The 24,306-nt window shown below is 59.7% G+C and carries 49 protein-coding genes; 28 read left to right on the top strand and 21 right to left on the bottom strand.

Annotated elements, in window-relative coordinates:
* The first annotated feature begins 1 nt into the window (after position 1).
* The 3 genes from SYNCC9605_RS07655 (at position 2) to SYNCC9605_RS07645 (ending at position 1,167) form a co-directional block, all read left to right on the top strand.
* The gene (locus tag SYNCC9605_RS07655) at positions 2-610 is read left to right on the top strand and encodes a hypothetical protein (protein WP_011364494.1); all 609 of its coding nucleotides are present in this window, start codon (positions 2-4) and stop codon (positions 608-610) included.
* A gap of 12 nt (positions 611-622) precedes the next feature.
* Complete coding sequence (locus SYNCC9605_RS07650; protein WP_011364493.1) at positions 623-847, top strand: hypothetical protein; 225 nt, start codon at positions 623-625, stop codon at positions 845-847.
* Positions 848-912: 65 nt separating this feature from the next.
* Complete coding sequence (locus tag SYNCC9605_RS07645; RefSeq protein WP_011364492.1) at positions 913-1,167, top strand: hypothetical protein; 255 nt, start codon at positions 913-915, stop codon at positions 1,165-1,167.
* Here SYNCC9605_RS07645 and SYNCC9605_RS07640 read toward each other — a convergent pair.
* Complete coding sequence (locus tag SYNCC9605_RS07640; RefSeq protein WP_011364491.1) at positions 1,149-2,387, bottom strand: cytochrome P450; 1,239 nt, start codon at positions 2,385-2,387, stop codon at positions 1,149-1,151. The genes SYNCC9605_RS07645 and SYNCC9605_RS07640 overlap by 19 nt on opposite strands.
* A gap of 82 nt (positions 2,388-2,469) precedes the next feature.
* Here SYNCC9605_RS07640 and SYNCC9605_RS07635 point away from each other — a divergent pair, with 82 nt between their 5' ends.
* Positions 2,470-2,727, top strand: coding sequence for a hypothetical protein (locus SYNCC9605_RS07635; protein ID WP_257928570.1), 258 nt, complete (start codon positions 2,470-2,472; stop codon positions 2,725-2,727).
* Between the two features lie 18 nt (positions 2,728-2,745).
* Here SYNCC9605_RS07635 and SYNCC9605_RS07630 read toward each other — a convergent pair whose 3' ends face one another.
* A complete protein-coding gene (locus SYNCC9605_RS07630) occupies positions 2,746-3,201 on the bottom strand; it encodes a lipocalin-like domain-containing protein (RefSeq protein ID WP_011364489.1) in 456 nt (151 codons plus the stop codon).
* Positions 3,202-3,766: 565 nt separating this feature from the next.
* On the opposite strand from SYNCC9605_RS07630, the gene SYNCC9605_RS07625 reads away from it, so the two are divergent.
* The 6 genes from SYNCC9605_RS07625 to SYNCC9605_RS07605 all read left to right on the top strand — a co-directional run bounded on the left by SYNCC9605_RS07625 (position 3,767) and on the right by SYNCC9605_RS07605 (position 5,386).
* On the top strand, positions 3,767-4,132 hold the full coding sequence (locus SYNCC9605_RS07625; protein ID WP_041434839.1) for an AbrB family transcriptional regulator: 366 nt from the start codon (positions 3,767-3,769) through the stop codon (positions 4,130-4,132).
* Positions 4,129-4,395 carry a hypothetical protein gene (locus SYNCC9605_RS07620; RefSeq protein ID WP_041434837.1) on the top strand — a complete coding sequence of 89 codons (267 nt, stop codon included), beginning with the start codon at positions 4,129-4,131 and terminating at the stop codon, positions 4,393-4,395. Before SYNCC9605_RS07625 ends, SYNCC9605_RS07620 begins: the two co-directional genes overlap by 4 nt.
* A 48-nt stretch (positions 4,396-4,443) precedes the next feature.
* Entirely contained in the window at positions 4,444-4,611 is a 168-nt protein-coding gene (locus tag SYNCC9605_RS15170; protein WP_011364485.1) for a hypothetical protein, read from the top strand.
* Positions 4,612-4,692: 81 nt separating this feature from the next.
* Positions 4,693-4,875, top strand: coding sequence for a hypothetical protein (locus SYNCC9605_RS07610; RefSeq protein ID WP_156783053.1), 183 nt, complete (start codon positions 4,693-4,695; stop codon positions 4,873-4,875).
* A 46-nt stretch (positions 4,876-4,921) separates the two neighbouring features.
* A complete protein-coding gene (locus SYNCC9605_RS14705; RefSeq protein WP_156783052.1) occupies positions 4,922-5,071 on the top strand; it encodes a hypothetical protein in 150 nt (49 codons plus the stop codon).
* A 12-nt stretch (positions 5,072-5,083) separates the two neighbouring features.
* A complete protein-coding gene (locus SYNCC9605_RS07605; protein ID WP_011364483.1) occupies positions 5,084-5,386 on the top strand; it encodes a DUF805 domain-containing protein in 303 nt (100 codons plus the stop codon).
* Here the strand turns inward: SYNCC9605_RS07605 and SYNCC9605_RS07600 are convergent.
* Positions 5,372-5,800 carry a tellurite resistance TerB family protein gene (locus SYNCC9605_RS07600; RefSeq protein WP_011364482.1) on the bottom strand — a complete coding sequence of 143 codons (429 nt, stop codon included), beginning with the start codon at positions 5,798-5,800 and terminating at the stop codon, positions 5,372-5,374. The two genes, SYNCC9605_RS07605 and SYNCC9605_RS07600, sit on opposite strands and share 15 nt — an antisense overlap.
* A gap of 111 nt (positions 5,801-5,911) precedes the next feature.
* Positions 5,912-6,073: a hypothetical protein gene (locus tag SYNCC9605_RS15165; RefSeq protein ID WP_011364481.1), complete on the bottom strand. Its 162-nt coding sequence runs from the start codon at positions 6,071-6,073 to the stop codon at positions 5,912-5,914.
* A gap of 147 nt (positions 6,074-6,220) precedes the next feature.
* Here SYNCC9605_RS15165 and SYNCC9605_RS15160 point away from each other — a divergent pair, with 147 nt between their 5' ends.
* From SYNCC9605_RS15160 to SYNCC9605_RS14700, 3 genes are all read left to right on the top strand, one after another.
* Positions 6,221-6,373 (top strand): hypothetical protein, encoded by a 153-nt coding sequence (locus SYNCC9605_RS15160; RefSeq protein WP_170951563.1) that lies wholly within the window; start codon positions 6,221-6,223, stop codon positions 6,371-6,373.
* Between the two features lie 83 nt (positions 6,374-6,456).
* Positions 6,457-6,618 (top strand): hypothetical protein, encoded by a 162-nt coding sequence (locus tag SYNCC9605_RS15155; RefSeq protein ID WP_170950619.1) that lies wholly within the window; start codon positions 6,457-6,459, stop codon positions 6,616-6,618.
* Between the two features lie 3 nt (positions 6,619-6,621).
* Positions 6,622-6,798 (top strand): hypothetical protein, encoded by a 177-nt coding sequence (locus SYNCC9605_RS14700; RefSeq protein WP_156783051.1) that lies wholly within the window; start codon positions 6,622-6,624, stop codon positions 6,796-6,798.
* Between the two features lie 17 nt (positions 6,799-6,815).
* Here SYNCC9605_RS14700 and SYNCC9605_RS15150 read toward each other — a convergent pair whose 3' ends face one another.
* Positions 6,816-6,965 carry a hypothetical protein gene (locus SYNCC9605_RS15150; protein ID WP_011364479.1) on the bottom strand — a complete coding sequence of 50 codons (150 nt, stop codon included), beginning with the start codon at positions 6,963-6,965 and terminating at the stop codon, positions 6,816-6,818.
* Between the two features lie 108 nt (positions 6,966-7,073).
* Between SYNCC9605_RS15150 and SYNCC9605_RS07590 the strand changes: the two genes are divergently transcribed.
* Complete coding sequence (locus SYNCC9605_RS07590) at positions 7,074-8,747, top strand: protein adenylyltransferase SelO family protein (protein WP_011364478.1); 1,674 nt, start codon at positions 7,074-7,076, stop codon at positions 8,745-8,747.
* The gene (locus tag SYNCC9605_RS07585; RefSeq protein WP_011364477.1) at positions 8,744-9,286 is read left to right on the top strand and encodes a DUF924 family protein; all 543 of its coding nucleotides are present in this window, start codon (positions 8,744-8,746) and stop codon (positions 9,284-9,286) included. Before SYNCC9605_RS07590 ends, SYNCC9605_RS07585 begins: the two co-directional genes overlap by 4 nt.
* Here SYNCC9605_RS07585 and SYNCC9605_RS15695 read toward each other — a convergent pair.
* Genes SYNCC9605_RS15695 through SYNCC9605_RS14695 form a run of 3 tightly spaced genes read right to left on the bottom strand, consistent with a single transcriptional unit; the run spans position 9,261 to position 10,295 of the window.
* Positions 9,261-9,764: an MBL fold metallo-hydrolase gene (locus tag SYNCC9605_RS15695; protein ID WP_308297686.1), complete on the bottom strand. Its 504-nt coding sequence runs from the start codon at positions 9,762-9,764 to the stop codon at positions 9,261-9,263. The two genes, SYNCC9605_RS07585 and SYNCC9605_RS15695, sit on opposite strands and share 26 nt — an antisense overlap.
* Entirely contained in the window at positions 9,691-10,128 is a 438-nt protein-coding gene (locus SYNCC9605_RS15690; protein WP_308297685.1) for a ferredoxin, read from the bottom strand. The genes SYNCC9605_RS15695 and SYNCC9605_RS15690 overlap by 74 nt, the downstream gene beginning before the upstream one ends.
* Entirely contained in the window at positions 10,125-10,295 is a 171-nt protein-coding gene (locus SYNCC9605_RS14695; protein ID WP_156783050.1) for a hypothetical protein, read from the bottom strand. Before SYNCC9605_RS14695 ends, SYNCC9605_RS15690 begins: the two co-directional genes overlap by 4 nt.
* 139 nt (positions 10,296-10,434) lie before the next feature.
* Here SYNCC9605_RS14695 and SYNCC9605_RS07575 point away from each other — a divergent pair, with 139 nt between their 5' ends.
* The gene (locus SYNCC9605_RS07575) at positions 10,435-10,752 is read left to right on the top strand and encodes a DUF3303 domain-containing protein (protein ID WP_011364476.1); all 318 of its coding nucleotides are present in this window, start codon (positions 10,435-10,437) and stop codon (positions 10,750-10,752) included.
* A gap of 30 nt (positions 10,753-10,782) precedes the next feature.
* Positions 10,783-11,976, top strand: a complete 1,194-nt coding sequence (locus tag SYNCC9605_RS07570; protein WP_011364475.1) for a glycosyltransferase — start codon at positions 10,783-10,785, stop codon at positions 11,974-11,976.
* Here SYNCC9605_RS07570 and SYNCC9605_RS15145 read toward each other — a convergent pair.
* On the bottom strand, positions 11,973-12,146 hold the full coding sequence (locus SYNCC9605_RS15145; protein ID WP_011364474.1) for a hypothetical protein: 174 nt from the start codon (positions 12,144-12,146) through the stop codon (positions 11,973-11,975). The two genes, SYNCC9605_RS07570 and SYNCC9605_RS15145, sit on opposite strands and share 4 nt — an antisense overlap.
* Before the next feature lie 192 nt (positions 12,147-12,338).
* On the opposite strand from SYNCC9605_RS15145, the gene SYNCC9605_RS07565 reads away from it, so the two are divergent.
* On the top strand, positions 12,339-12,584 hold the full coding sequence (locus tag SYNCC9605_RS07565; protein WP_006850138.1) for an RNA recognition motif domain-containing protein: 246 nt from the start codon (positions 12,339-12,341) through the stop codon (positions 12,582-12,584).
* Positions 12,585-12,608: 24 nt separating this feature from the next.
* Here SYNCC9605_RS07565 and SYNCC9605_RS07560 read toward each other — a convergent pair whose 3' ends face one another.
* Positions 12,609-12,875 carry a hypothetical protein gene (locus SYNCC9605_RS07560; RefSeq protein WP_011364473.1) on the bottom strand — a complete coding sequence of 89 codons (267 nt, stop codon included), beginning with the start codon at positions 12,873-12,875 and terminating at the stop codon, positions 12,609-12,611.
* A gap of 112 nt (positions 12,876-12,987) precedes the next feature.
* Between SYNCC9605_RS07560 and SYNCC9605_RS14690 the strand changes: the two genes are divergently transcribed.
* The gene (locus SYNCC9605_RS14690; RefSeq protein ID WP_156783049.1) at positions 12,988-13,143 is read left to right on the top strand and encodes a hypothetical protein; all 156 of its coding nucleotides are present in this window, start codon (positions 12,988-12,990) and stop codon (positions 13,141-13,143) included.
* A 211-nt stretch (positions 13,144-13,354) separates the two neighbouring features.
* On the opposite strand, the gene sodC is transcribed toward SYNCC9605_RS14690, so the two are convergent.
* Positions 13,355-13,891 carry a superoxide dismutase family protein gene (gene sodC, locus SYNCC9605_RS07555; RefSeq protein WP_011364471.1) on the bottom strand — a complete coding sequence of 179 codons (537 nt, stop codon included), beginning with the start codon at positions 13,889-13,891 and terminating at the stop codon, positions 13,355-13,357.
* Positions 13,892-13,976: 85 nt separating this feature from the next.
* Here sodC and SYNCC9605_RS07550 point away from each other — a divergent pair, with 85 nt between their 5' ends.
* Positions 13,977-14,213: a hypothetical protein gene (locus SYNCC9605_RS07550; protein WP_006851383.1), complete on the top strand. Its 237-nt coding sequence runs from the start codon at positions 13,977-13,979 to the stop codon at positions 14,211-14,213.
* 490 nt (positions 14,214-14,703) lie between these two features.
* Positions 14,704-15,057, top strand: a complete 354-nt coding sequence (locus tag SYNCC9605_RS07545; RefSeq protein ID WP_011364470.1) for a hypothetical protein — start codon at positions 14,704-14,706, stop codon at positions 15,055-15,057.
* Positions 15,058-15,074: 17 nt separating this feature from the next.
* Here the strand turns inward: SYNCC9605_RS07545 and SYNCC9605_RS07540 are convergent, their stop codons facing one another.
* The gene (locus SYNCC9605_RS07540) at positions 15,075-15,479 is read right to left on the bottom strand and encodes a YccF domain-containing protein (protein WP_011364469.1); all 405 of its coding nucleotides are present in this window, start codon (positions 15,477-15,479) and stop codon (positions 15,075-15,077) included.
* Between the two features lie 65 nt (positions 15,480-15,544).
* Between SYNCC9605_RS07540 and SYNCC9605_RS07535 the strand changes: the two genes are divergently transcribed.
* The 3 genes from SYNCC9605_RS07535 to SYNCC9605_RS07530 all read left to right on the top strand — a co-directional run bounded on the left by SYNCC9605_RS07535 (position 15,545) and on the right by SYNCC9605_RS07530 (position 17,013).
* Positions 15,545-16,405 (top strand): SDR family oxidoreductase, encoded by an 861-nt coding sequence (locus tag SYNCC9605_RS07535; RefSeq protein ID WP_011364468.1) that lies wholly within the window; start codon positions 15,545-15,547, stop codon positions 16,403-16,405.
* Positions 16,406-16,573: 168 nt separating this feature from the next.
* Entirely contained in the window at positions 16,574-16,720 is a 147-nt protein-coding gene (locus SYNCC9605_RS15140; RefSeq protein ID WP_198002437.1) for a hypothetical protein, read from the top strand.
* Complete coding sequence (locus tag SYNCC9605_RS07530) at positions 16,720-17,013, top strand: hypothetical protein (RefSeq protein WP_011364467.1); 294 nt, start codon at positions 16,720-16,722, stop codon at positions 17,011-17,013. The genes SYNCC9605_RS15140 and SYNCC9605_RS07530 overlap by 1 nt, the downstream gene beginning before the upstream one ends.
* Here the strand turns inward: SYNCC9605_RS07530 and SYNCC9605_RS07525 are convergent.
* Both SYNCC9605_RS07525 and SYNCC9605_RS07520 read right to left on the bottom strand, forming a co-directional pair.
* Positions 16,998-17,234, bottom strand: coding sequence for a hypothetical protein (locus tag SYNCC9605_RS07525; protein WP_011364466.1), 237 nt, complete (start codon positions 17,232-17,234; stop codon positions 16,998-17,000). The two genes, SYNCC9605_RS07530 and SYNCC9605_RS07525, sit on opposite strands and share 16 nt — an antisense overlap.
* Before the next feature lie 133 nt (positions 17,235-17,367).
* The gene (locus SYNCC9605_RS07520; protein WP_011364465.1) at positions 17,368-17,754 is read right to left on the bottom strand and encodes a DCC1-like thiol-disulfide oxidoreductase family protein; all 387 of its coding nucleotides are present in this window, start codon (positions 17,752-17,754) and stop codon (positions 17,368-17,370) included.
* Between SYNCC9605_RS07520 and SYNCC9605_RS07515 the strand changes: the two genes are divergently transcribed.
* Positions 17,754-18,122 (top strand): hypothetical protein, encoded by a 369-nt coding sequence (locus SYNCC9605_RS07515; RefSeq protein WP_156783048.1) that lies wholly within the window; start codon positions 17,754-17,756, stop codon positions 18,120-18,122. The genes SYNCC9605_RS07520 and SYNCC9605_RS07515 overlap by 1 nt on opposite strands.
* A gap of 12 nt (positions 18,123-18,134) precedes the next feature.
* On the opposite strand, the gene SYNCC9605_RS14685 is transcribed toward SYNCC9605_RS07515, so the two are convergent.
* Both SYNCC9605_RS14685 and SYNCC9605_RS07505 read right to left on the bottom strand, forming a co-directional pair.
* On the bottom strand, positions 18,135-18,290 hold the full coding sequence (locus SYNCC9605_RS14685; RefSeq protein WP_156783047.1) for a hypothetical protein: 156 nt from the start codon (positions 18,288-18,290) through the stop codon (positions 18,135-18,137).
* A 321-nt stretch (positions 18,291-18,611) separates the two neighbouring features.
* Positions 18,612-18,863: a hypothetical protein gene (locus SYNCC9605_RS07505; protein ID WP_041434826.1), complete on the bottom strand. Its 252-nt coding sequence runs from the start codon at positions 18,861-18,863 to the stop codon at positions 18,612-18,614.
* A 97-nt stretch (positions 18,864-18,960) separates the two neighbouring features.
* Here SYNCC9605_RS07505 and SYNCC9605_RS14680 point away from each other — a divergent pair, with 97 nt between their 5' ends.
* Positions 18,961-19,164 (top strand): hypothetical protein, encoded by a 204-nt coding sequence (locus SYNCC9605_RS14680; protein WP_156783046.1) that lies wholly within the window; start codon positions 18,961-18,963, stop codon positions 19,162-19,164.
* Positions 19,165-19,390: 226 nt separating this feature from the next.
* Here the strand turns inward: SYNCC9605_RS14680 and SYNCC9605_RS07500 are convergent, their stop codons facing one another.
* Positions 19,391-20,776: a serine hydrolase domain-containing protein gene (locus SYNCC9605_RS07500; protein WP_257928534.1), complete on the bottom strand. Its 1,386-nt coding sequence runs from the start codon at positions 20,774-20,776 to the stop codon at positions 19,391-19,393.
* 63 nt (positions 20,777-20,839) lie between these two features.
* Positions 20,840-21,082 carry a hypothetical protein gene (locus tag SYNCC9605_RS07495; RefSeq protein ID WP_198002436.1) on the bottom strand — a complete coding sequence of 81 codons (243 nt, stop codon included), beginning with the start codon at positions 21,080-21,082 and terminating at the stop codon, positions 20,840-20,842.
* A 167-nt stretch (positions 21,083-21,249) separates the two neighbouring features.
* On the opposite strand from SYNCC9605_RS07495, the gene SYNCC9605_RS07490 reads away from it, so the two are divergent.
* Positions 21,250-21,840 carry a uridine kinase gene (locus SYNCC9605_RS07490; protein WP_011364458.1) on the top strand — a complete coding sequence of 197 codons (591 nt, stop codon included), beginning with the start codon at positions 21,250-21,252 and terminating at the stop codon, positions 21,838-21,840.
* Positions 21,841-22,251: 411 nt separating this feature from the next.
* On the opposite strand, the gene SYNCC9605_RS07480 is transcribed toward SYNCC9605_RS07490, so the two are convergent.
* Positions 22,252-22,515, bottom strand: coding sequence for a hypothetical protein (locus tag SYNCC9605_RS07480; protein WP_011364457.1), 264 nt, complete (start codon positions 22,513-22,515; stop codon positions 22,252-22,254).
* Between the two features lie 224 nt (positions 22,516-22,739).
* Complete coding sequence (locus SYNCC9605_RS07475) at positions 22,740-22,949, bottom strand: DUF1651 domain-containing protein (RefSeq protein ID WP_011364456.1); 210 nt, start codon at positions 22,947-22,949, stop codon at positions 22,740-22,742.
* 395 nt (positions 22,950-23,344) lie between these two features.
* Here SYNCC9605_RS07475 and SYNCC9605_RS07470 point away from each other — a divergent pair, with 395 nt between their 5' ends.
* Entirely contained in the window at positions 23,345-23,629 is a 285-nt protein-coding gene (locus tag SYNCC9605_RS07470) for a 2Fe-2S iron-sulfur cluster-binding protein (RefSeq protein ID WP_011364455.1), read from the top strand.
* Here the strand turns inward: SYNCC9605_RS07470 and nth are convergent, their stop codons facing one another.
* The gene (gene nth / locus SYNCC9605_RS07465; protein ID WP_011364454.1) at positions 23,630-24,283 is read right to left on the bottom strand and encodes an endonuclease III; all 654 of its coding nucleotides are present in this window, start codon (positions 24,281-24,283) and stop codon (positions 23,630-23,632) included.
* Between the last annotated feature and the right edge of the window lie 23 nt (positions 24,284-24,306).

Here is a 24,306-nt window from a genome sequence, read left to right as displayed (position 1 = left end):
CGTGGCCAGTCCCGCCGATGCCGACTCCAACCTCAAGCGGGCCCTCGAGCAGCTCAACGAGAACGAGGCCGCCGTTGCCGAGGCGATCAATGAGGCCCGCGCCGAGCACGCCCGCATTGAACCGCCCCTCACCGGGCCAGCCCTGCTCGAGCGCATCGATCAGCTGGTCAGTCAGCGTTCCCTCGACAGCCAGGACGCCGCGATCCTCTGCCATTGGCCCGATGCCGCCTCCATCGGTCAGGCCTGGTTCGAGCTAAATCACCCGGGCAAGAGCGTTCCCAGCCCGATGCTCGTGCTCGACGCCTACCTCGTTGGCGCCCCACCCTTTCTGAGCAAGGCCCAGCGCGATCTGGTGGGTGATTGGTATCGCAGCAAGGTGAGCGCCAATCCCGAGTACACCGATGCCGTCACCGGGGCAGCCAAGGCCTTCGTGCTGATCGGCGATCTCAATGCCAGTGCCGCCGGCATGGCCTGGCAGACGATCATTCCCGATCTGCTCGAGCAGGGGCACGATCTGGAGTTCAACGTCACCAAGGAACAAGTGACGGCGGCGGCGGCTCGTTGGATTGTTGCGGTGGCCGACACCTTCACGCCACCATCGCTGGATTGACGCGAGCGATCGATGGGTCTGCAGCTTGTTTCCGCCGATTACCTCCACGAGGACGGCATCACCTACCGGATCCGCCGCGACAGCCTCGAGCAGGACTTCACGATTGAGGAGAAGCGCGATGGCGCCTGGGTGGATTGCGGTCTGGATCAGGCGGTGAAGGATGTGAATTTCGCCGAGTTCAAGCGCCTCGGTCTGCTTATCAAAAAGGTGATGGATGCCGATCAGTGGCTGGCCTGAGCGGCCTTGGATCGCAGCTGCCGGCCGGCCGCGCCAGGATGTAACGAATTCGTTACAAGTTTCTCATGACCGTCGGAGAAATCTTCCTGGAGAGCCTTTCCACCGGGGTGATCACCGAGCACGAGGTGAACTGGCTTGCCTCCCACCAGACCAGCTTTGATCGGCCCGAAGAAGCCGCCGCCATCCGCCTCGGACGCCTGATGGACCAGGGCCAGATCAACCTTGGCTGCCGCCTGCCGGAGCCGATGCTGCGCCACCAGGAGGTGCTGGTGGACTGGATCGAACCCCTTGGCCGTCGCCGTCACCGCGCTGCTGCCTGAACAAGCAGGCCATCTTTTGGGGTGGGGCTGGGGATCAGCTGCAGCGCTAGGTCTTGACCCGGCTGCAACTGCAGCTCCACCGCCTGCAGCAGCCCCACCGCCATCAGGCGGATCTCCAGTTCCGCCAGGGCCTTTCCCAAGCAGACTCGTTCGCCGCCGCCAAAGGGCAGCAGCGTCTGCTTGAACGATCCATCCAGGTGGCGTTGCGGCCGAAATGATGCCAGATCGTCGTCATCGCCGTCCGACGTCGGGCTTAGCACCACCTGAATAACGCTGCCTTCGGGAACAGCCACCCCCGCCAGCTCGATCGGCGCCAGGCTGCGCCGGAAGAAGCCTCCCACTGGAGGCGTAAGCCGCATCACCTCCATCACCGTTGCGTCCAACTTTGGTGATGCTGGATCCTTATTGAGGCCGTCCCGCAACCAGCTCTCCACCTCGGGGTTGAGCAGCAGCGCCCGGAACAGGCAGCTCAGCGAAGAGGCTGTTGTCTCGTAGCCGGCGAACAGCAACAGCAGCAGCTGTTCGGCCAGGTCGTCATCGTCCAGGGGAATGCCGGCTTCATCCAGGCCGCCGCTCAGCAGATCAAGCCCGCCTTGGTTGGTGCCCGCTTGGAGCACGCCCTTGATCCGCTTCAGCAGCCTTTGGCGTGCCGCCATCGCCTTGGCGAAGGGGGTGCCGGGAATCGCCAGTGGAATTGAGAACAGAGCCCGGGTCCAGATTTCGAAGTCGGCGAACAGGGCATCACGGCTGGCGCCATCCAGCCCCAGCACTGTGGTGGCGATCACCGCAAAGGCGAAGCGCCGCATCCGTGCCGCCAGCGGCAGCGCTGTGTTAGTGGTGATCAGCTCGTGGCAGAGCTCCGCCACCAACTGCTCGATCGACGGGGTGTAGCGGGCCAGTGCTGCGCTGGAAAACAGTTGCCCCACCACCCGGCGCCTGGCTTTGTGTCCTGGCCCACTGCGGTTGGCCAGCGATCGGCTGCCCAGCAGTTGCCGCACGCTTTCGGGCCACCAGCCCTGGAGGGCATCCCCCTGCCCCAGCATGTCGCCGATGGCCCGTTCGCCGCGGATGAACACCATCCGCTGGGCCAGCAGCTTGGTTTCGAATACATCGCCGTGGGTCTCAAAGCGACGCTGGGCGAAATCCGCCTGGGTGAAGAAGGCCAGGGTTTCCCCCAGTCCGCTCAAGGCGCCCGTGCTGGGGAGGGGGGTGGTGGCCATCACAGCTCGGCATGAGCTGCTGTTCTAGGGCTGACAGTGCAGCAGGCGCTGGCTATCCCAAATGGTGTACTGCGCCTTCTCCGTGGAACTCAAGTCTTTGCTGTTTGTGCTGATCGCCCATCTGATCAGCGCGGGCCTCTCGAAAACCGTTGCCGCCCAGAAGGCGCGCAACAGCAATCTCTGGGCTGTTGCGGGTTTTCTGTTCGGGCCTTTGGGTCTGATTGCTGCTGTGGGCATGCCGGACCGTCATCAAATTGTTTATCTCCGCTATCTGGCTGAACAGCAGGGCTACCAACCCCGCCACGCCTGTGGTGGCCAGAAGGGCGAGACCGACGCCTGAGTCTTCTCCTTAAACCGTTCAGCGGCAGCGCTGAAAACGAACAATGCTGCGGGTGAGGCCTTTCTCGGGCCAGTTGGGCATCACCCGCCAGGGGGTGTGCACCGTGAGCACGTCGCCGTCGATCGCGAAAAAGCGGGTCTGTTCCGTGCCCACCCATTCCGGGTTCCAGGCCACATCCACCTGGGTGATCCAATGATCACCCTCGAGCCGGTAGGTGCCCATGTAGGCGATCATGCTGCTCAGCAGGGCTGATCGCTCCTCGGCGTTGCTGCCTGGTTGGCGACCCTCCGCCGAAAGCATGAAGGAAAGACGACCTTCCGCTGTGAAGATCACATATCCGCTGGGCTTCTTGCCCATCGGTGCGAAGGTGTTGCCGTTGGCTTTTTCTTCAACGTCGTAACTCAATAATTGCCACGCGCCATGCACGCTGGTGGAACTGATCGCTTGGGCGGGCTGAACCGAACTTACGCTCACAACTGAATCTGTTCCTGAGCGGCAACCTATCGATCGTGGCTTGGCTTTGACAGCCTGAAGCGAGGCATTACTGCGCAATTGATGCCATTGATTGCCGAACCAGTAGCGACGACAACGAAAGTGATCAGCGTGCTGGAGCGCGGCAGGGCCTCCAGCCCCGTTTCACCATCACGTTCCAGGTGCCGATCGCGTACTGATCAAGACGCGGCGATGGCTCAGGGATTCAGGTGGTTTGGGCGGAACGTAGTGATACGTCCTGATTGAGACCCAGCCCGTGGATTCTGAATTCAGTTCCGGCTTGAACTGCACCACCAGTTGCTGGATTGTGTTCACCAACCATCCGCTTCCCCGCAAGTTGGGTTGTGATCGGGATTGTGGTTGGTGCTGGTAGTTAACCAGTTGAACGCATTCTCAAGGCTAATTGTTTGACGCCGAGGGCTGTGTCAAACCACCAACACATGCTGATTTTTTGTTTTCACAGCAAATCAACTGAATTCGATTCTTTTTTCCCCTTGTTACCGGCACAATATTTGTTCTAATAGAGATGTCACGACCTCACAGACCCATGCTTACCGGAGCTGAATTGCTCAACCGCGTCAAGGAACTTGGCGATTGCGCCAAAACAGACCTGGCCAGAGGTTGTGGCTACGTCGTCACCAAAAAAGACGGCTCTGAACAGGTGAAATTCACCGCCTTCTACGAGGCACTGCTGGAAGCCAAGGGCCTGTCTTTCTCCACGGGTGGATCCGGTGTGGGCAAAGGTGGTCGTAAGCTTTCCTACAAAGCTGTGGTTCAGGGCAATGGCAATTTGTTGATTGGCAAGGCCTACACCGCTCTACTGGAATTGCAGCCTGGCGATGAATATGAGATCAAGCTTGGACGCAAGCAGATCCGCCTGATTCCCGTTGGTGGATCTGAAGAAGAGGATTGATCTCCGGTTCAGCAGCAACACCGTTCTCCCCGTGGTTCCCTTATGTTCCACGGGGAATTTTTTTGGCTCCGATGCCCTATCAACCCACTAAGGAGCATCTGGACCATCAGATTCCAGACACGTTCAAGAGCATCAACAGCCTGATGCGCCAGCTGAAGCAGGACATCGGCATGGATGACCGCTACATTTCTTTGATGTTGGATGCTCTGTCGCGGGAATATTCCTCGAAGCAGCCGATTCGAGAAGGTTTCGGCTTTCGTTGAACGACCAGCTGTTGCTACCAACCGGTGGAACGGCGTCTCCGTCCACCCATGAAACGACTCCTGCTCGTCCACAACCTGGTGCATGGTCAGAGAGTTGTGCATGAACTGGACGACAAGGAATTCGCCGTGGAGCTGGTGGAGGGCGACCCGGAAACCGACGATCAGGGCGAGATGGATGTGGAGAGTCGCTTTTTCATCCGCGTCGACAACGAATGAGCTCTTGTACGCAGCTCAGCACATAGACGATTGAATCGTCTGGATCAGCGCTATCGCGGAGTTATCTGTGGGTGCAAGGTGATGGCAACGCGTTATGTGCTTCGAACGGGGGAGGTCATCCACTCCAACCGCAACCCTGAAGAGCTCGACGTTTACTGCTACCGAACCGGCGCCAATGACCACACCTGCCTGCTGCTTTCCGATCAATCCGAAGCAGATTTCCTGCTCCGTTACGGATCAGAAGAGTTGAACGTCGCCTATTGACGCCGCTTGGATCGTGGCCTGAATGGGTGGGCATCAAGGCAACGCCATGGACGACGTCAGGCTGCAACAGCTGCTTCAGGAGGCAGAAGAACACCTCCGTGCCCGCAGCTGCCGACAGCGCTACGAACGTGCCGTGATCCGTCTGCCCGACAGCCGCAGGGGCATCTGTTTCGGTGATGACAAGCGTGCGGCTTGAGGCGTGAATTCAATGCTGAGCTTTTATCCCCAGTTCTGGACCCAGGCCTTCGACTTCGAGGGGCGGACATCCCGGATTGACTACTGGAAGATCGTCCTCGTCAACCTGATCATTGGCGGTGTCTTGGCGAAAGTCTCGACTTCGGCTGTTTATTTCGTGTTTGCTGTCGCTTCCATCTGCCCGGGCCTGGCGATGAACATTCGGCGCATTCGGGACACCGGCCGTTCCTGGCAGTGGATCTTTATCTCTCTGATCCCGTTCGTCGGGGTTCTCTGGTTGCTTTGGGTTGAGCTGCAGCCATCAGCTGACGCCTGAGGGGATGACCGCTGGCTCCAGGGGAGCGTGCAGCAACTCAAAAACGGAGTCGATGCGCTCGGCCTCCACCTGCGAGATCGAGAGCATCAACGCCAGAAGATCGAGCCTCCGTCGCTCTTCGGCGGAATAGGGCCCATCGGAGCGCATCAGTTCTGAGGCCATGGCGTAGGCCGTTAGCGCTTGATCGGCCGTGAGCGCTTTGGCGGCCTCCAGCATCAATGCTTTGGTGCCCCGCTCCAGCCGCATGGCCAGCACCGCATCCATCAGCAGCACCACCTCGTTCTCACTCATCCGGCAGTAGGGCTCGCGGTAGTCGAGGGCGTGCCTGAAGGCCCTGGCCCCAGCCCGGCTGAGGGTGTCGTCCCATGACACCGCGGTCAGGCCAACGGCCGCAAAAGCAGTGACGACATTCATTCGGGAATGGCGCAATCGATGCCCAACTGTCAACGAATGGCCTGGATCACCGTTGTTAAAAGTGCAACAGCTCTCTGCAGATGAGTCGTTTCACCTAGTCGGCCCCTCGCGTCATTCCGGCAGCCGCTCCACGGCCACATGCATGAACCGCTTCACCATGGCGATCGGCCAGCCTTCCCGCTGCAGGTCTTCCGCGATCTGATCGATCTGAAAGCTGATTTCTTCAGCAACCAGCTCTTCCAGCAGCTGGTTCGAATGTTGCGTGGTGGTCATGGCTCGGTGCTGGTGGGTCGGTGCTCAAGGTCAGTCGCACTGCATCGGGCCTAACCCACCCAGGCTGTGTTTTGCCACCTTGCGTTCCTCCCCTTGATGTCCTCACCTTCGGTTGCGGACTTGCCACGCCCTTGCCAGCTTGAAGAGATGAAACAGGCTTCCCTGCTCCGGCGCATCGGCACCTACCTGCTCGGCTTGGTGGATGAGTACTGGGCGATGCGTCGTCCCTGGCAGTACGGCACCAAGCAACCCCAATGCGGGCTGCAGTGCGATGGCGATCACTGTGAACCTGTCGACTGAGTCAGCCCTGCGCACAATGCGCGTTTACACGGGTTGCCGCTCCTCCATGTCCCCACAACAGTGAGGTCAGCCAAGGAGATGAGATGGAGTTCAAAAGTCGAATTTTTGCCACCTCGCGCGGGTCCACCATCGACGCCATCGGCGACGGCAAGTACCTGGTGTGCAATCCGGCCTATTGCTTCATGGTGCACGGCCTGCGCCAGGCCCATGAGGCCGTGCAACGTCAGGAAAAGCCTGCGCTCTGAGCCATGGCGGAATATCGGATTCACTGCAAGCACTGCGGCTATGAGGGGCAGGCCAACTCCCGTTGGATCCCCTTCGTGCAGGTGGAAAAGCGGGGGCAGGATTGCCCCCATTGCGGTCGCCCCACCCTGCTTGAGCCCTGGTGCAGGCTGCGGGCTGAGGCGTCCATGCCCGACTACTAGCCCGGCTAATCAGCTGACTACTGAAAGGTCTGCCAGCTGCTGGTGAGCCACTGGGGAGCCACGCTCCACCAGATGGCTGTGGCCACGAAAATGGCGGTGACGCCGATCAGACTCGTGATCAGCTCCTCCTGCCGGCTGTCTGAGCGAAGTTTCCTGGCTTTGCCCACGGTTTCCTTGGAATGCTTCCCTCGGTGTAAGGCCTCGGCTCGGCATTGGCCATCGGTCAAAACACCTGGCCGCAGCTCTGGCGATGATGGGTTCAGCGTCAGGGTCCGATGAGCACCGCCACGTTTGCTGAGTTCGCCGAACGGGCCGACTACTCCCTTCTGGAAGCCCTCACGCCTGACCCGGAGTCCACGGCGGATGGGAAGGACCACCGTCCCCGCCAGGTGCTCTCTGGCCACTACGTGCCGGTGACGCCAACCCCGATTCCCGAGCCCCAATACTTGGCGCACAGCCGCAGCTTGTTCAGCGAGCTGGGTCTCAGCAACGACCTGGCTCAGGACGATCAGTTCTGCCGGATGTTCTCCGGTGATCTCGGTGTGGCCACTGGTCCGATGCGGCCCTGGGGCTGGGCCACCGGCTATGCCCTTTCGATCTACGGCACCGAATACACGCAGCAGTGTCCCTTCGGTAATGGCAACGGCTACGGCGATGGTCGAGCCATGTCGGTGTTTGAGGGGGTGTTTGAAGGTCGCCGCTGGGAGATGCAGCTCAAAGGTGGCGGTCAGACCCCCTACTGCCGTGGTGCCGACGGCCGAGCCGTGCTGCGCTCCAGCGTGCGTGAATTTCTGGCGCAGGAGTTCATGCACGCCCTCGGTGTGCCCACCTCCCGCTCGTTGACGCTGTACGTCTCCCACGCCGAGTCGGTGCGACGGCCCTGGTATTCCGAGAACTCACGCTCGATGGATCCGGACGTGATGGTCGATTGCCCGGCCGCTATCAGCACCAGGGTGGCGCCCTCATTTCTGCGGGTGGGTCAGCTGGAGTTGTTCGCACGCCGTGCCCGCAGTGAGGCCCATCCCCGGGCACACCAGGAGCTGCACCTGATCGTGGCGCACCTGATCGAACGCAACTACCGCCAGGAGATCGATCCCGGCCTTCCATTCAGCGACCAGGTTGTGCTGTTGGCGCGCTTGTTCCGTGATCGGCTCACGGCCCTCGTGGCCAACTGGATCCGTGTGGGCTACTGCCAGGGCAACTTCAACAGCGACAACTGCGCCGCCGGTGGCTTCACCCTCGACTACGGCCCGTTCGGCTTTTGCGAGCTGTTTGATCCGCGTTTTCAGCCCTGGACCGGTGGTGGCGCCCACTTCTGCTTCTTCAACCAGCCGGCGGCTGCGGAGGCCAACTACCGCATGTTCTGGAAATCCCTGCGCACGCTGATGGAGGGCCAGGCGCAGGCCCAGGCCCAACTGGATCAGTTGCTGGAGGATTTCCCCGCTGCCATGCAGGAGACCATGCAACGGATGTGGAGCAGCAAACTTGGCCTGCCCAGTGCCGATGACACCCTGGTGCAAGAGCTGTTGAAGCTCCTGGTGGAGTCGAGCGCCGATTACTCGATGTTCTTCCGCCGTTTGTCGGATCTGCCCGAGCAGATCGATCCGCTGCGGGACTGTTTCTATCTGCCCCTGTCGGCCCCCCTTGAATCCCAATGGAACGACTGGTTGCTGCGCTGGCGTGCCCAGTGGCCCAGTGGCGTTGAACCATCTGTGATCTCCGCTGGGATGCGGCGGGTCAACCCGGCGATCACCTGGCGCGAATGGTTGATCGCTCCGGCCTACCAGCAGGCCGCCGAAGGCGACACTTCCCTGATGACTGAACTGCAGCAGCTGTTCAGCACCCCCTATGAGACTCCGTCCCCCGACATGGCGGCCCGCTACGACCGCTTGAAACCGCGGGAGTTCTTCAGCGCCGGTGGGGTGTCCCACTACAGCTGTTCCTCTTGACCGCCGACGACGTTCTGGAGTTCTGGTTCCAGCAGTGCCGACCCTGGCAGTGGTTTCGCCGCCGCGACAGCTTCGATGCCCTGGTGCGAGAGCGGTTCGGGGAGGCTGTTGAGCGCGCCCTCGCTGGAGACCTGAACCACTGGAGCTGTTCGCCCAGCAGCGGTCTGGCCTTGGTGCTGCTGCTGGATCAGTTCCCCCGTCAGATCTGGCGCGGTGAAGCCAAGGCTTTTGCCGGAGATCCCCAGGCTCTGCAGCTGAGCCTGGAGGCGCTGGAGCGGGGATGGATCGCAGCGGAATCGCAACGACCGCGGCGGCAGTTCTGGCTGATGCCGCAGCTTCACAGCGAAGACGTCAGCGTGGTGCGAGCGGTGATCCCCCTGCTGGAGCGGCACGTGGATGAAGCCACCGCCAGTGTTGCTTGCCGCCATCTCGCGGAATTGGAGCGGTTTGGGCGTTACCCGCGGCGCAACCTTGCCCTCGTTCGGATTAGCAGTCTGGAGGAGACAGCCTTTCTCAATGCTGTGCCTGGATCCAGGTGAGGGTCTGCTTCACCGCCTCAGTCCATGCGCCCGGTTGAAAATGCTGGCGATGGCCATGGTCCGGCAGGAGCCAAGCCACATCGAGGGGTTGCAGGCGCTGAAGCGAACGGATCTGCACTTTGAAATCCCACCAGAAGTAGCGCTCGGAACACACCAACACGTCCTGGTCGCGGTTCCACCACACGTGATCGCCGCTGAACAGAACCCGTCGTTGATCACCGAGCAACAGGCAGAGCGAGCCAGGGGTGTGTCCTGGCGTGGGCAGCAGTTCGATCTGTGGTGCGAGTCCCAATAGCTCTTGCCCTTCCAGCACCTGTTCAGCCGAGGGCGCGGCATCGGCATCACCGCGATGAATCCAACGCTCACAGGCGAACGCCTGAGCCCAGCGCTGATGCTCAGCCACGTCATCCCGATGCGTGAGCACGATCTGAGCCAGTCCGCCCATCGCCTGGATCCGCCGGGCCAGGGGGCACTCCACCGGGGAACGTCGACCATGATGTTGCCATCGGCGCGTTGAATAAGCCAGCTGCGGGCACCGAAACTGCGTTGGGACGCCCAGCTGCAATAGAACACCTCACCGGCGGCGTGGCTGCAGATCCAGCTCGGGAAGCCGTCAGTCGGTGTGGTGCGTTGCAAGCACGGCTTGTCTCGATCGCAGCAACCGGACAAGCCTGCAAGGCCAGAAGGGCCTGGCGCTGGGATGACGCTCCGCGGGGTTGGTGAGCCACCACTGCCGTTCCTGCACCGGCAGCGAAGTGATCCGGATCAAAGGTCCAGCAGGTGCCGCAATCGATGCAGCGCTCATTGATGCGGAACTCGTCTGATGCCGGGGCATCGGTCAATGGGGCTCCCCTTCATCCTTCATCAGGCGCAATGCCGCATTCATCACGGCAGTTTTCACCTCCCGTCGTTCCAGTCCTTGGCGTTCAAAGTGACGGACGATGCGTGATAAGTCCCACCAGACGGCCACTTCCACTTCATCCATCTCATTGGCGATATGGAGTGTCATGGCTGTGCTGGGTCCTGTTTCAGCTCTAGCCCGTCGCCAGCTTTGACGAAGGCTCCTGCTGAATGACTACCGAATTCAGTTGCAATTCCGCCTGGATGCCGATTCATGGCTACGAAGCAAGCGTTTGCCCCCCTTCACCGTGCAGCATTACTTGATCGTTTGGACGTTCCCGACCGTTGAGGGTGCGTGGGAGTCGTGCCCTGGCTTTGCTGACTACATCAATTCGGGAGCACCGGGAGATGCTTTCGATGGCTTTGCCCTCAAATATCGGGTCTGCGAACCGATCAGCGGCAGCGGTGTCGCCATTGCCGTCGCCAGTGACATCGGCAAGGTGTGGGCGCATCTCGGCCCCTGGATCAAGGACTTCGGCATTCAGTTCGAGGTCACCGCCGTGGTTTCGGATGCTGAATTTGCTGCGATGTGGCCGATGGTGGAAGCTGCAGCAACCGTCGACTGAGACGGATGACCACCAGACCATGGCCCGGCCTTGACCCTTGCCCTGCTTGAGCCCCTGCTGTTTCTCGCTGCGGCTGGTTCGGCCTCAGCGGGATTGCTGATCCTTCAGTTGGGGTTACAACGGGTGTTTGATGTTGCGCCGCGCTTGAAGCCAGGCCAAGACGTTGCGTCTCCGGACACCACGCTGACCGTGGTGATCCCGGCCTTCAACGAAGCACACAACATCGATGCCTGTGTCGCCAGCGTTCTGGCCAACCAGGCCCCCTGCAGGGACTGGTCGGTGTTGGTGGTGGATGACGAGTCCACCGATGCAACGGTGGAGAACGCTCTCCGCGCTGGCTCTGCAGCGTCCCACTTCCATCTGATCAAGGCCGGCCCCAGGCCCGTCAACGAACGCTGGGTGGGCAAGAACTGGGCCTGCAGCAAGGCTGTTGAACAGCTCTCCAGCGAGTGGCTGTTGTTCATCGATGCCGATGTTCGGCTCAAGCCCGATGCGCTGCAACGGGCCCTGGCTCAGGCCCTTGATGAGCAGGCCGATCTGCTGAGCCTGGCACCACGGTTGATCTGCGGATGCCTGGCGGAATGGTTGGTCCAGCCGATTATGGCTAGCTTGCTGGGCCTCGGCTTTCCCATCCTCGAAACCAACGATCCGGCCTCTCCGGTGGCGTTTGCCGCGGGCCCTTTCATGTTGTTTAAGGCCTCCACCTACAGGCAGATCGGTGGCCACCGGGCCTTGGCTGGTGAAGTGGTGGAAGATCTGGCCCTCGCTCGCACCATCAAGGCTGGAGGACATCGGCTTCGTTATCTGCTGGGGCTTGATGCGGTCGATCTGCGGATGTACAGCAACCTTGCGGCGCTTTGGGAGGGCTGGACCAAGAACTGGTTTCTGGGCCTGGACCGCAACCCCGTCAAAGCCCTCGGCGCCGCTTTGGTGGTGGTGTTGATGTTCAGCGTGCCCTGGCTGTTGCTGCCGGCATCGCTCTTGCTGCTCTGGCTCCAACCCCTGCTGGCTTCAGCTTGGTTGTGGTTGATGGCCCTGGCGAGCTTGGCCATCCTTCAACAGCTGCTGCTGCGGCTCTGGACCCGCAGCAACTTTGATGTGCCCCTCACCCTTTGGTGGCTGATGGGAGCCGGTGGGTTGCTGGTGGGTGCGATTGGCCCGGTTTCGATCTGGCGCACCTACACGGGACGCGGCTGGACCTGGAAAGGTCGCTCTCTGACCTAGGCGTGGTGCCCTTTTTTGCGGGCATCTTCTGCCCGACGCCGGATCGCAGCATGGCGGAATGCCTTTTCCAGCTTGGTCAATTTGGGCTGCTTGTCCTGCAGGGCAGCCTCGCCGCGGGCTTTGGCGGCGTTGATGAAATCGTCTGACTTGGTCCCGCTGAGTCCACCCATCTCAATGCCTCAACTGAATCAAGCCTGGTTCCGTTGAGGCTCAATTCGTCTCGAAGCAAAGGCTTTTTATCGAATTCAGCCTTGGACGGAATTGTTTGGTAGCCCTTGACTCCATCCTTGAGCCATTCCCACTGAAGGCGCTGCGCCTGGCCGCTGTATGCGAAGGTAAGCAGTCTTGATTAACTCATTTTTTTGACGATCTTTATTGGAAATCTCTCCTGGGACGCTGAGCGGGAGGATCTCATTCATCTGTTCGGTCAGTACGGCGAAGTGAGCAAATGCTCCTTGCCCCTCGACCGGGAGACGGGCCGCAAGCGTGGTTTCGCTTTTGTGGACCTCAGCAGCGAAGCCGATGAGCAGTCGGCGATCGACGACCTGCAAAACGTTGAGTGGATGGGTCGCGCCATCTCCGTTCGCAAGGCCGAACCCCGCCGCTGAGCTTCAAAACAGCTTTTACTCACCTCACTGTCCAAAACCACGATTGGTTGGGGACGGTGATGTTTTGTCATGCGTTGCGTTGGTCTGTGTCTGTTGTGACGTCTGCTCCTGTGAGGCCTGGCTGAACAGACTGTCGAGCCAACGCGAGACGATGTAGATCCCAATGAACATCGGGATATAGATCTGATAGGCACTCTGCTGTTCGATCTCGAGCTGATTGACGACGGTGACCGCTGCCGTGCTGAGCACGAGGTAGATCCCGACGCGCCGGAACAGGGGTGATTTGAACAACGTTCGAAGAGCTCAAGCGTTTCACCATGGTCACCTGCCGCTGAACCCCCCCAAGTGGGGGATGTGCCAGACGCCCTTTGCCTGCTGAATGGGGAGGCGCCGCAACACTCCGATGCCACCCGCCTATGACCTGATCATTGAGCGTGGAGGCTCGATTGTGGTGGAGACCATCAAGGCCAAGGACGAAGACGCCGCCTGGCGTGCTGGTCTGATGCTGCACATCGATGCCCTGATGGCCGTGGTCTGCAGGGGCGAACACGACCCTTAGCCAATGCGGGCTTAGGGTTCTCTTAAGAGTTGGAGCGGTGCCTTGATCGGTTTGATCGCCTCAGGTTTGTTCCTGGTGTTTCCCTCGATTCTCGGAGCGGATCTTTCCCTGTTTCAGCAGCTGAACAGGGAACTCGGTGCCCTCTGTTAGGAGCCTCCCGCGCAGGCCATCAGGGTCTGCCGCCTCCATGCCCGCCTGGTGAACGGCTGAGTCAGCGCTCGTCCGGCACCACACCACAGGCAACCCGTGCTCCACCTCCGCCGAGGGGTGGCTCGTCCCTATAGGTGTCGCCTCCAGCGTGAACAATCAGTGCTTTCCCTTTCAGATCAGCTGTGCTGAGCCGTGGGGCCACCACGCTGGTGTTGGTCTTGCCGTCGTCATCCACCACAAGCCTGCTCAGATCGCCCCGGTGACCGTTTCCGAAGGGGCCGAGGTGCTGGCCAGTCTCGTCAGGATCCCAGTGCCCACCGGCAGCGAGGCCGGCAATGGCGGTGCCTTGTGCGGTCTGGCCCGCCTCACAGCTCCCCGTGCTGTGGAGATGGAAGCCGTGTTCCCCGGGTGTTAGCCCCGCTAGATCGGGATATATCACCAGGCCTTGGTCGGTGTCTTGCGCTGTGACGCTGCCGATCGATTCGCCAATGCCGTTGGCATCAATGCGTTGCAAGGGCACCTCCAAGGCGTCGCACCAGCCGGGTGTGAGCGTGATCAGGCCGATTAGCAGAACGAGCTGGACGAGCAGGCGAGGCATCACAGAACAGCGGGTTCTTGAATTGTCGCTCCCGGTTGGTGCCGTCTGCGGTGAAGATGGTGCGTCTTTCGGCTGATGCTTGGTGATGCGTTGGGAATACACCCAGTTGCGTTTCGTTCCGCGGGGGAAGTCCTGGACCGGAGAAATCGAGGAGCTCTGGCTGGATGACCGGCAGCTGATCTCCAGAAGCCACCCGCAGCGTGACGTCACCCTGGTGGGTCTTATGAATGAATTGGGAGAACAGGGCTGGGAATTGGTCACGTATGCCCAACCCTTCACCGGATACCACGGCGGTTGCTACACCTTCAAACGCCAGAAGTAAGCAGGTGGTTCAGAGCGGGCTGGCGTTGATGTGCTGGGCCATGCCCATGAAGCCGATCACAAGAAGCGCAACAGCAACTGTTGAGGCAATGGATGCCAGGCCCATTTGTGTTTGATTGCTCAGGCTTTTCATGCATCAACCTCGTTTTTCAGATGCAGGAGAATGCATTGCTCGTAGCAACTGCCATCATCGAGATTGCAGAGAGTTAGGCATTCAAAGTAGGCATTCACTTGTGATTCAGTGACGCATGAATGGGCAGCATTTGGTGATTCCAGAGTTCTATTCAGCACGTCAATCTCCATTCGCAGAGCGACACTATGCTGATTTTTCTTTTAAGGCAACGATATTATTGCGGCGGGTAAATACCTAGATAGGAATACCTATTCAAGCCGAATGTAGATTTCCGATTTATTCATCCCTGTCTTAGATCCAGTGCTGGAGCGCTCTCAAGCCGTTCTTATTGCAGGCCCGAGCTCCTTAAGGTGAGCCGATGAGCAAGGGCAACCCCGTTGAACGGCTCGAAGACGAGCTGGATCGTGCCAAGGCTCGTGGCCGTTGGCTTAGTGACGATGAGCAGGCTGAGCTTGATCGCGAGGCTGATGCCGTGGCCCTTCAGGTGGAGGCCAAGCAACGTCGTGATCGCAAGCTGATGATCCTCACCGGGGTCTGCCTGTTGATTCCGCCGTTGTGGCCTCTGGCCCTCGGGCTCACCTTGTTTCTTCTTTATCCAGACACCATGGCCAGGCTTGGTCTGGCTGCGGCGGTCACTTTCCTGGTGGGCGGATTGCTGTTGGCTGGCGTGCTCGGTTTGGCGATGGTCTGGCTGGTTCAGCTGCTTTTCTGATTAGAACTCCGATCAGATCAGTGTCTTGACTTCACCACCGTCATGCCCACGGGGGCCAGGGCAATCAACGCCAGCTTGATGTGCTGGATGCCGAAGGGAATGCCGATGATCGTGACAAAACAGGCCAGGGCGCTGCTGAGGTGACCCAGAGCCAACCACCAGCCGGCCACAAGGAACCAGATCACATTGCCGAGTGCACCCAGGGGGCCCGTTCCCAGATCGCCTCGTCCCCTGAGCTGACGCCGGTTCATGGCCTCGGAGCCGAAGGGCCAGAGCGAGAAACAGCCGATCACCCAGCACGAACGCGCCCAGGGCAGGCCAACGATGCTGATCGCGCAGATCAATGCGGCCAGCCACCAGGCCAGAGCCATGGGCAGTCCGCCGAGAACAGCCCAGAGGAAGTTGAGGAGCATCGAAAGCATGTCTCCATTGTCACGGCACGCCCGATGTTCGTTCGTTAAATTCTGTAAAAGGTGTTTGACCAGGTATGCCGGGCTGTTTCGGGATTGTTGGTTGTGGATATGTCGGTTCTGCTGTTGCAGCCCATCTCAGGCACCAAGGCCATGAGGTTGTCGGCACTACCACAAGCCCCGGACGACTGGCTGAACTCTGCGATCTGGTTGACCATCCCCGTCTTTACAGCGCGGAAGACCCGGTGGCAGACACCAGCTTCCTGGATCGGCTTGACGGCGTTTTGATTGCGATGGCCCCCACCACCGCCACCTTTGAAGAGGATCAATACGAGAAGGTCTATGGCCAAGCGGTGCCGGCCCTGGTGGATGCCATCCGTCAACGGCAGGGGTGTAAGCCGCTGCATGTGGCGTACCTGAGCAGTGCAGGCGTTTATGGCGATCAGTCCGGTGCGATCTGCAATGAACTGACGCCCCCGGATTGTTCCAACGGTGCGAACGCTCTTCTGGTCAGCGCCGAGAGCTGCGTTCTTGCGTTGAACGACGCCTCAACCCAGGCCTGCGTGCTGCGACTTGGTGGTATCTACGGTCCCGGTAAGGACATCCCGTCGTACATCCGCAGCGCTGCTGGACAGTCGGTTCGCAAGAACGGTAATCACATCAACGCCTGGGTTCATCTGCACGACATCATCCGTGGCGTTGATTTCGCCTTCGGCCGGCGGCTCCAAGGCATCTACAACCTCGTGGATGATCTCCAGTTCACCCGGCGTCAGCTCTCCAATGCTCTGTGTGATGACTTTGGACTGCCTCCCGTGATCTGGGACAACCATGATCGACCTGGCGCCCGGGTCTTCAATGCCCGTATCAGCAACGCCCGGTTGCGTGAGATCGGATTTCAGCCCAGCGTCAGCTCCATGCTCGAACCTGTGGCGGCTTGAGCTCTGCATCCGCTAGCGGCCGTGTTTCCCTTCTGCGGCTGATTTGATTTTTCGATACAGATTGACTGAATTTCTCTCATATTTCACTGACCATGTAAAGCAGGATTGCGGGATCCACAGTCAACTTGTTGTGTTGATTAGACCCTTCGCATTCATCGCGGCGGTGCTGTGAAAGACGAGTCGTTTTGCATCGAATTTGCATCCTCCCTGGCATTGATACTGTTGGAGCTCAATGCAGAACTGCTCGAGCTTGCTGATGAAGCCTCCAATGTCACAGCAGAGGTTTCTGTTGTTGAGCTTGAGCGTGCCTGCTGATGTTGGCTCGCATTCGTGCCGTCTTTGCTGACGCTCAAACGGAAGGTTTGGATCAGCTGTACGACGTCATCAATGCGGCACGTGATCTTGCACCGGATTCAGATTTTCAAGCCTGCTACGACCTCGTGATGGCATCCGGTGGCCCTGAAGTGGAGATCTGGATCAACTTCACGGTGACCACTGCCACCCGCTTCGATCTTGATGATCAACCGGAGCCGGAACAGTTTCTTTCCGTTCTCGAGGAATGTTGTGATGCCCGTCGGGAACAGCAGAGGGTTCAGCCCTCGGAATAGCGCAGGGCTTTGAGGCCCATCACCAGATGGGTGCGAAAACTTCCCAGCGCCATCACCTGCTTGGGTGATCGCGTGTCGCTCACGGCATCGCCCTGGCTTTCAATCCAATGCAGCAGCTCCTGGGTTTGGTCGGCCCATGCACTCAGTGCGGCGCGCAGCAGTTCGTCATCGCTGAGTCTTCCTTCAGGAACGGCGGATGGATCCGCCGCCGCTTTCAGCAAGGCGTTGAGTTGCTGATGGCTCAGCGCGTCAGGAACAAAGGGATCAGGATCGATGCTTAAGAAAATCTTTAGGAGTGTCTTTACAGTAGTTCAGAAGTATCGGTTGCGACCACCCGTGTTTTGGCTCATTGCCTCAGCGTGATGGAACTTGATCCGGGTCAACGCTCAGGCCGCGTGTGGCTAGGGCCAGGCGCCGGGCTGCCAACAGGGCGGGATAGGCCAGTGCTGAGCGTTGGTTGTCAGCGAACAGCCTGGCCAGGAGCCTCAGCAGGGGATCACTGGGCTTCATGCGCCGGCTGAGTTCTGCAATGGCTTCACTGCCATGCCACTTTTGTTCTCCTTCGATCAGAACGGCGCCATTGCGCAGTGGCAGTCCGAGGGTATTGAGCTCGCGACGCAGGTCGTGATCGGCGCGTCCGTCAACAATGCGCAGGTTGGGTACACCCGCCTGGAGCTCACTGCGCAGGGCGAACTCCCGACAGAATGGGCACCCGCCGTCGTAGATGAGGGTTAACAGCATTGCTGAATTCTGTCGCGAAAGGCTTAGGTCTGGCGTTGTTGTTGCTCTGCTGGTTGTTGGTGGCGCCCCAGCCCTCATGGGCGGATTGGGTTTGTGATGGGGATCGACTCAGTGTTGAGATCACACGGGGAGCTGTTGATCTCACCGGTCTGGCGGAGGGCATTCCCAACACATTGGAGGGGACCCTGCCTGGGGATGGTGTTCTGCTGCACTGGCGCGATCTCGACTTGCAACTTCCGCGCACCAACAATGCAGGTGCCCCCAGTTACACCGATGGCCGTTGGTGGTGGCATGTTGTTGATGAATCAGCGCCGGAATTCTGGGAGCGCCGCGGCACGGTGATCCGTCACCAATGTGATCTGATCTGAGCCTTCATCCTTCTACCGTCGTTTTCGCTGGCGTCGTTTGGCCTTGCGGGTTCCTCCATAGCGATAACCGGCTTGGTCGCGAAAGTTCGGCCAGCAGGTTTCGCACACCAGAATCCAGTCCGCGAGTTGTGCGCTGCGGACCCGGAAATGCACGTCACCCGGCTGCATGCAGTGCTCGCAACAGAAACTTTTGTTTTTCCACAGTTTGTCAGCCGACCCATCCGGCGGATTGGGGCCCTCATGCTTCCGCTGAGGATTTTTTGCTTGGTTCACAGCAGAAGGCGCTTCGTTGCCACTTGAGGCGTTTTCAGAATCACTGATGCGTTTGTTGCTTGAAATCAACGGCCAGCACAGCATTCTTCACAATGAACGGCAGGATTTGCGGAGGAGCTGTTGAGCGTCTGAGACGTGTTTTCCACGCCGATCGCCAAAACCACTGTGCTCGCCGGGATCACCTGTTTCAGCCCTGTGGAAAAGCTGTGTATAACTCTACGAATCGCTTGGAACCTGGGCGTTGATGGAAGCTTTCAGGGCGGCCATCTCGTGGGCAGTGAGGTGCGCTTCAACGGCTTCAGGGGTGGTGTTCAGGTAGTGAATCCATGCCTCGTAGCACTGTTGTTGCGTTTCCATGGCGTTCTGATCTTCACCATCCCTGGCGCTGACCAGAAGCTCTTCAATCCTGGCCAGCCGCGCTTCGATCCGGCTCAAGCGGCTGGCGATGGCCTCGTTCTCTTGCGACACCTGCGGGTGGGCCGTTGCTGCCGTGATTGTTGCCGAGGGTACCTGGGTTGACGCTGTAGTACATGCGCACTAAAACAGATGTACTGCTCCGTAGCTCATGTCTGCCAGTTCTCCCTACGCCCCCTTCCGCGCTGATGAGTGGATGCGCCATTCCTTGATCCGGCCCCGCAAGGCGTTTCCGGCAGCGGCTTCGGCCACGGTTTCTGCAACGACGAAACCTCGCGCCAGGTCATCCGGTCCTGCTCGCGCTTGTGAGGCTGTGCAGGGTGAGCTCTTCCTCTTTCCTGTTGTGATCTGCTGAGCCTTGGCCTCTACGACAAACGTTTGCGGGAGTCGCTGTTTGGTCCCTGTTCTGTCAGGGTATCCAATGGTTTTTGTTGCCACACCATGCTGTTGTTTGCTTCCCAGACAGCTCCAGGCGGTCCAACCGTCATCCTGCCTGCCCTGTTGATTACTGGGCTTCTTGTTGCAGCATCCCAGGCTTTCGTTCCCAAGGGCGGCGACAACAGCTGAGCTCTGCTATTCGCTTATCGAAGGGCTGAGAGAACATCAGCCCCGAAAGCATTGACATCAAATCCTGCCTTGTTCGGTGTCTGTCCCAGACGCACGATCACAGCACGCTGGGATGGAACAATCAGCAGAAGTTGTCCCTGGTAGCCCTCCGCTGAAAAGCTGTTGTTGGGGAGATCAGGCCGAGATTTGCGGCGGCTGAGCCACCAATGCGCTCCATATCCCTTCTTGGATCCTCGCGACGCCGTTCGCGCCCGCTGAACCCAGTTCGCGGGCAGAAGTTGTTTGCCGTTCCATCGGCCCTGATCCAGATAAAGCTGGCCAAATCGGGCCCAATCGCGTCCGCTGGCCCAGGCCAGCGATGAGCCCACCAAAGTTCCGCTGTTGTCGCTTTCCAGCAGAGCCGTCGTCATGCCCAGGGGTGCGAACAAAGCCCGCGAGGGAAAGGCCCAGTAGTCCTGATCGTCGTTGATGGCGTGCCTCAGGATCCGGCTGAGAATGTTGGTGGTTCCGGATGAGTAGCTCCACTTTTTGCCTGGTTTTTTGATGAGGGGCTGGCTGGCGGCGAACCCTGCCATGTCGGCTTCCTGGGTGAGCATTTGCACCAGATCTGAGTTCAGGGCTCCCGTCGATTCCTCAAAGGCCAGCCCGCTGTTCATCCGCAGCAGTTGATCGAGGCTGATTCGTCGACGTGGGTCCTCTGGATCGCTCCACTCGGGCACGCTCGGCGGCTTGTCCGGATCCAGAATTCCTTTGTATACGGCAAGTCCGATCAGGGCATGAGTGATGCTTTTGCTCATCGACCAGCCGATCAGGGGCATGTTTGGCTGAATGCCTTCGGCGTAGCGCTCAGCGATCACCCAGCCGTCCTGCACCACCACAACGGCACGGGTTCGTTTGGGTGCAAGTGGCTCGTTTTCCTCAAAGGCGCGATCGAGAACATCGTTCAGCGCCTGGCGATCGATCTCCGGTGGCTCTGCAGGAGCCATGTCGACCAGGCGCCAGGGACCTCCGCTTGACTTGGGATCTCTGTTGCCTGGGGTGGCCTGACGGAACAACCGTGGCGATGGCTGCCCGTTCATCCGCCAGGTGCAGCCCCGTTCTCCGTTCTGAACGGCTTCAGAGCGGAACAGTCCGAACAGGGCGCTGGCTTCAACGCGCCCAGCGCCGGGTTCGATCCTGGTTTGGATCAGCCCCTGGCCGGCGGCCAGATCTTCCCTGAGCATCCGATTTGGATCCATTCCAGCCATGAGCACACCGCTGCAGAGCTGTTTGGCGCTGAAGCTCGTGCCCGCCCTGGCGAGGTTGGTCAGGTTCTGCAATGGAGGTTCCAGGGCTGCCCCGGCGCTGAAGGTCACTGCTGCAGCTGAGAACAAGGCAGTGCGCAACTGGTTCTTCGTCACCCTCAACAGCCCATGAAAAAAGCGGGGATGGCCCCCGCTTCAATCATCGGTGCATGTTTGGCTTCAGTACACGTCGTAGCTGACGCCGCGGTAACGCAGTTCCCGCCCGCCGGTTGGGTGCTGCTGCGGATCAATCGGTTCGTAGGTGACGCCGCGATAGCGCAGCAGCTTGGTTGTGGTTCCCACCGGGGTGTGCACCCGGTCGGTGTGGCCTTGGTGGCGGAAGGCACGTGCCATCTGTGTTCTGGCCGATTCAACGGCCTGGTTGCGCACAGTCCGTGCCTTGATCAGTTGAAGGGTGTTCATCTCTCTCTTGCGCGGTGCCCACACCCCCGTTGCCTGGCGTGGAACTGACTGCGGCCTGTGGATGAGGCTCAACGTGATTTCACCATAGTCTCAAACTGTATCAAAGGCTACCGTTTGCTGCCTTGTTCGGGGTGTGTTGTCAGCATTGGCGTGAGTCAAGGCGGCATATGTCTCGGGCAGTACCTCTGGTGTGCATCTGCGGCCCGTCCGCGGCCGGCAAAACAACCTTCGCGGCCCATCTGGCTGAGCAGCTGCGTGCCAGGGGGCACCTGCCACTGCTGATCTCCTGCGACGACTACTACCGCAGTGGTTGGTCGCCCAGCTCGCGCTACGGCTTCGACACGGTGGATGCCATTGATGCGGATCAGTTGAGGTTGCAGCTCAGCGCTGTTCGCTACCGGCAGCTCGATTCCCTGCGCAGCTACGACATGCGCAGCCGCAAGGTCAGCTCCAGGTTGTTGCAGCAGTCCTATGACTTGGTTCTGGTGGAAGGCTCCTACGGGCCGCAACATCTGTTGGAGTCTTTGCCGATTTCGCTGGTGGTGTACATCGAAACGCCTCTTCTGCAGCGGTTGGTTCAACGCCTCAGGCGTGATGTGCGTGACAGGCAGCGGTCGGCTTTGTACGTGATTCGCCAGATGCTGTGCGAGATGTTGCCGGGTGAGCGATGCTTCATTCACCCTTTGAAACGCCGTGCGGACGTGGTCGTTCGCGGCTACGCCTGGGATCTGGAGCCCGTTCTCAGCAGAATCGGCTAGCCGAAGTGGCCCGTGGTTCGACGAACTGAATCAACGGGTCTGCGCTTTGCGGCGAAATAAGAGCCGCGAAATTTTCGCCATCCATCGACCCGGTGCAGCTTGTTCTGTCGAAAGAACCAGCGTTCTTTGCCTGGCAGAAGCAGGGCTAGGGCTTGAATGTTCTGACAATGCCCAGCGGTAATCCCCATGAAGGATCGGGGCTTGCCTGGTGGTGATTGAGCCAGCAACTGCTGGCGAAGCTGACGTTGAGTGCGCAACAGCGTTCAAGGCACCTTTCTTCACCATGGCCCAACCAGGCCAAGCTCTGCCAGCGGCCATTTCACTTCAACCGGAGGATGTTCATCCACTGCTCATCAATGGGGGAGTCGCAAGTGGTGCTTGGTGTGTTCAGGTCAACCAGCGGTTACGGGTTCAGACCTTGTTCCCTTGGTCGTCCCAGTACTCGATCCTGTTCACTTCAAGGGTGTCCTGTTTGAGTTTGGCGGCGATCTCCTTTGCCCTCGCCCTCAGGTACAACTCATCGGTGACCAGGCTTTGGTAGACGATCTCCTCCAGCGTTTCTGCTGGGGCTTCCGAGACGATCTGCTTCACGTCGTCCTTGCTCAGCTTCACGTCAGTTCGGATGCTGACGGTCTGCTCGAAGTTGAACTCGATTTCGTTGATGACCGATTCCATGGGCTTTCCTGCAGACAAAAAGAAACCCCCGCCGAAGGCAGGGGTTTCAAAACGACTCTTAGGAGTGTGTCCTTGTTTCCACCCTGTGAAGCGTTTTCCTCACATATCCAACTTGCCAATCCAATGCGTGGGCTGGGGTTGCTGATGGACAGCCTCGCAGTTGGCCCCAGCGACCTCTTTCAAAGTTCAACTGCGTCCCCCCAGGTCGGTGATGCAAGCCGCTTTCAGCCCTGGGTCTGCAAGGACGCCCAGAGTTGTTCTGCTTCGGCCTCTCGCAGATGTCGGCGTTCCTTCAGTAGGGGAGGGCCATCCGGCAGTCGACGGCCTCTGTCGATGAAGACCTTCGGCTCGTTGATCCATCTCTTCTGATCCCGGTGGAATCGCCAGATCCAGCAATCGTCGCTGTCGATCAGCCAGCCCTCTCCGATGGCCATGCTGTAAGTACATCTGTACTAGCAAGGGTGGGCGCGAGCGGTCAAGTCGTCTTCAATCGCCCGGTCTGGGCCAAAAAAAGGAGCAGGCTTCTCAGCCCGCCCCCTTCGTGACGCATCGAAAGCACCACTGCTTTCAAGCTGCGCTGTCCATGACGCTGGCGCTTTGGCGGGTATAGATCCGCACGTTTTTAGGTATTACTGCTTAGTAAGAGCTGTTCTCATTCGCTTGATGATTCTCCGGCGCGAGCATCACTGCCAACGCTTCGGGGAGTTGAACGAGCGGAGGTTCCCTCGCCTGCGCCTCCCCCTCCCATGCAAGGGACGACATTGCAAGTCCAGCTTTCCTGGCTCGGATGGTCTGATTCAGCTAACACCCCTTCAGGACCTTCCACGTCATGGCCTCTTTCAACATCAGCATCGAGGGCGGTGCCAGCTTTGCCTGCCCTGATGACACGTACATCCTCGATGCGGCTGAGGAGGCCGGTGTTGATCTGCCCTATTCCTGCCGGGCAGGCGCCTGTTCAACCTGCGCCGGCCTTTTGGTGAGTGGCTCTGTGGATCAGACCGATCAGAGCTTTCTCGATGAAGATCAGATGGGTCAGGGGTTTGCCCTCCTTTGTGTGAGCTATCCCACCGCTGATTGCGTGATCAAGGCCAACGCTGAAGAGCACTTGTCTTGATCAGGGCTTGCGGGTGATCACAGGACGCCGCCGTTTTGGATAAAGCTCACGGCACATGGGGCAGACGGTGCCGTCGCAGCCCCTTGCCGTGCAGAACTCACGGCCCCAGAAGATGATCTGCAGGTGCAGCTTGTTCCAGTGCTCCTTGGGAAAGAGGCGCTTGAGGTCCTGCTCTGTGCGCGCCACACTGCTGCCGTCGCTCAAGCCCCAGCGCTGTGCCAGCCGGTGGATGTGGGTGTCGACGGGGAAGGCGGGCACGCCGAAGGCCTGGGCCATCACCACGCTGGCTGTCTTGTGCCCCACGCCGGGTAATGCCTCGAGTTCCTCAAAGCTCTGGGGTACGTCGCCGTCGTAGGCCGCCACCAGAATCTGGGCGAGGCGGCGCACGTTTCTGGCCTTGGTTTTGGCCAACCCTAGCTGCCGGATGAACGCCAGGATCTGCTCCTCCTCGAGTGCTGCCATGGCAGCGGGTGTCGGTCCGGCGGCAAACAGCGCCGGCGTCACCTCATTCACCTTCTTGTCGGTGCACTGGGCACTCAACAGAACAGCGATCAGCAGGGTGAAGGGATCACTGTGATCCAGGGGGACCGGTGTTTCCGGGTACTGCTCGTGGAGGCGCTGCAGGATCACCTCCACTCGCTCAGACCTGCGCACGGGTGTTCAGTGAGTCAGGTGAT

The sequence above is a fragment of the Synechococcus sp. CC9605 genome, from assembly GCF_000012625.1.
Taxonomy (GTDB): Bacteria; Cyanobacteriota; Cyanobacteriia; order PCC-6307; family Cyanobiaceae; genus Parasynechococcus.
The sequence above is the reverse complement of the archived record's forward strand: the minus strand, read 5'-3'. Positions and strand labels throughout refer to the sequence as shown.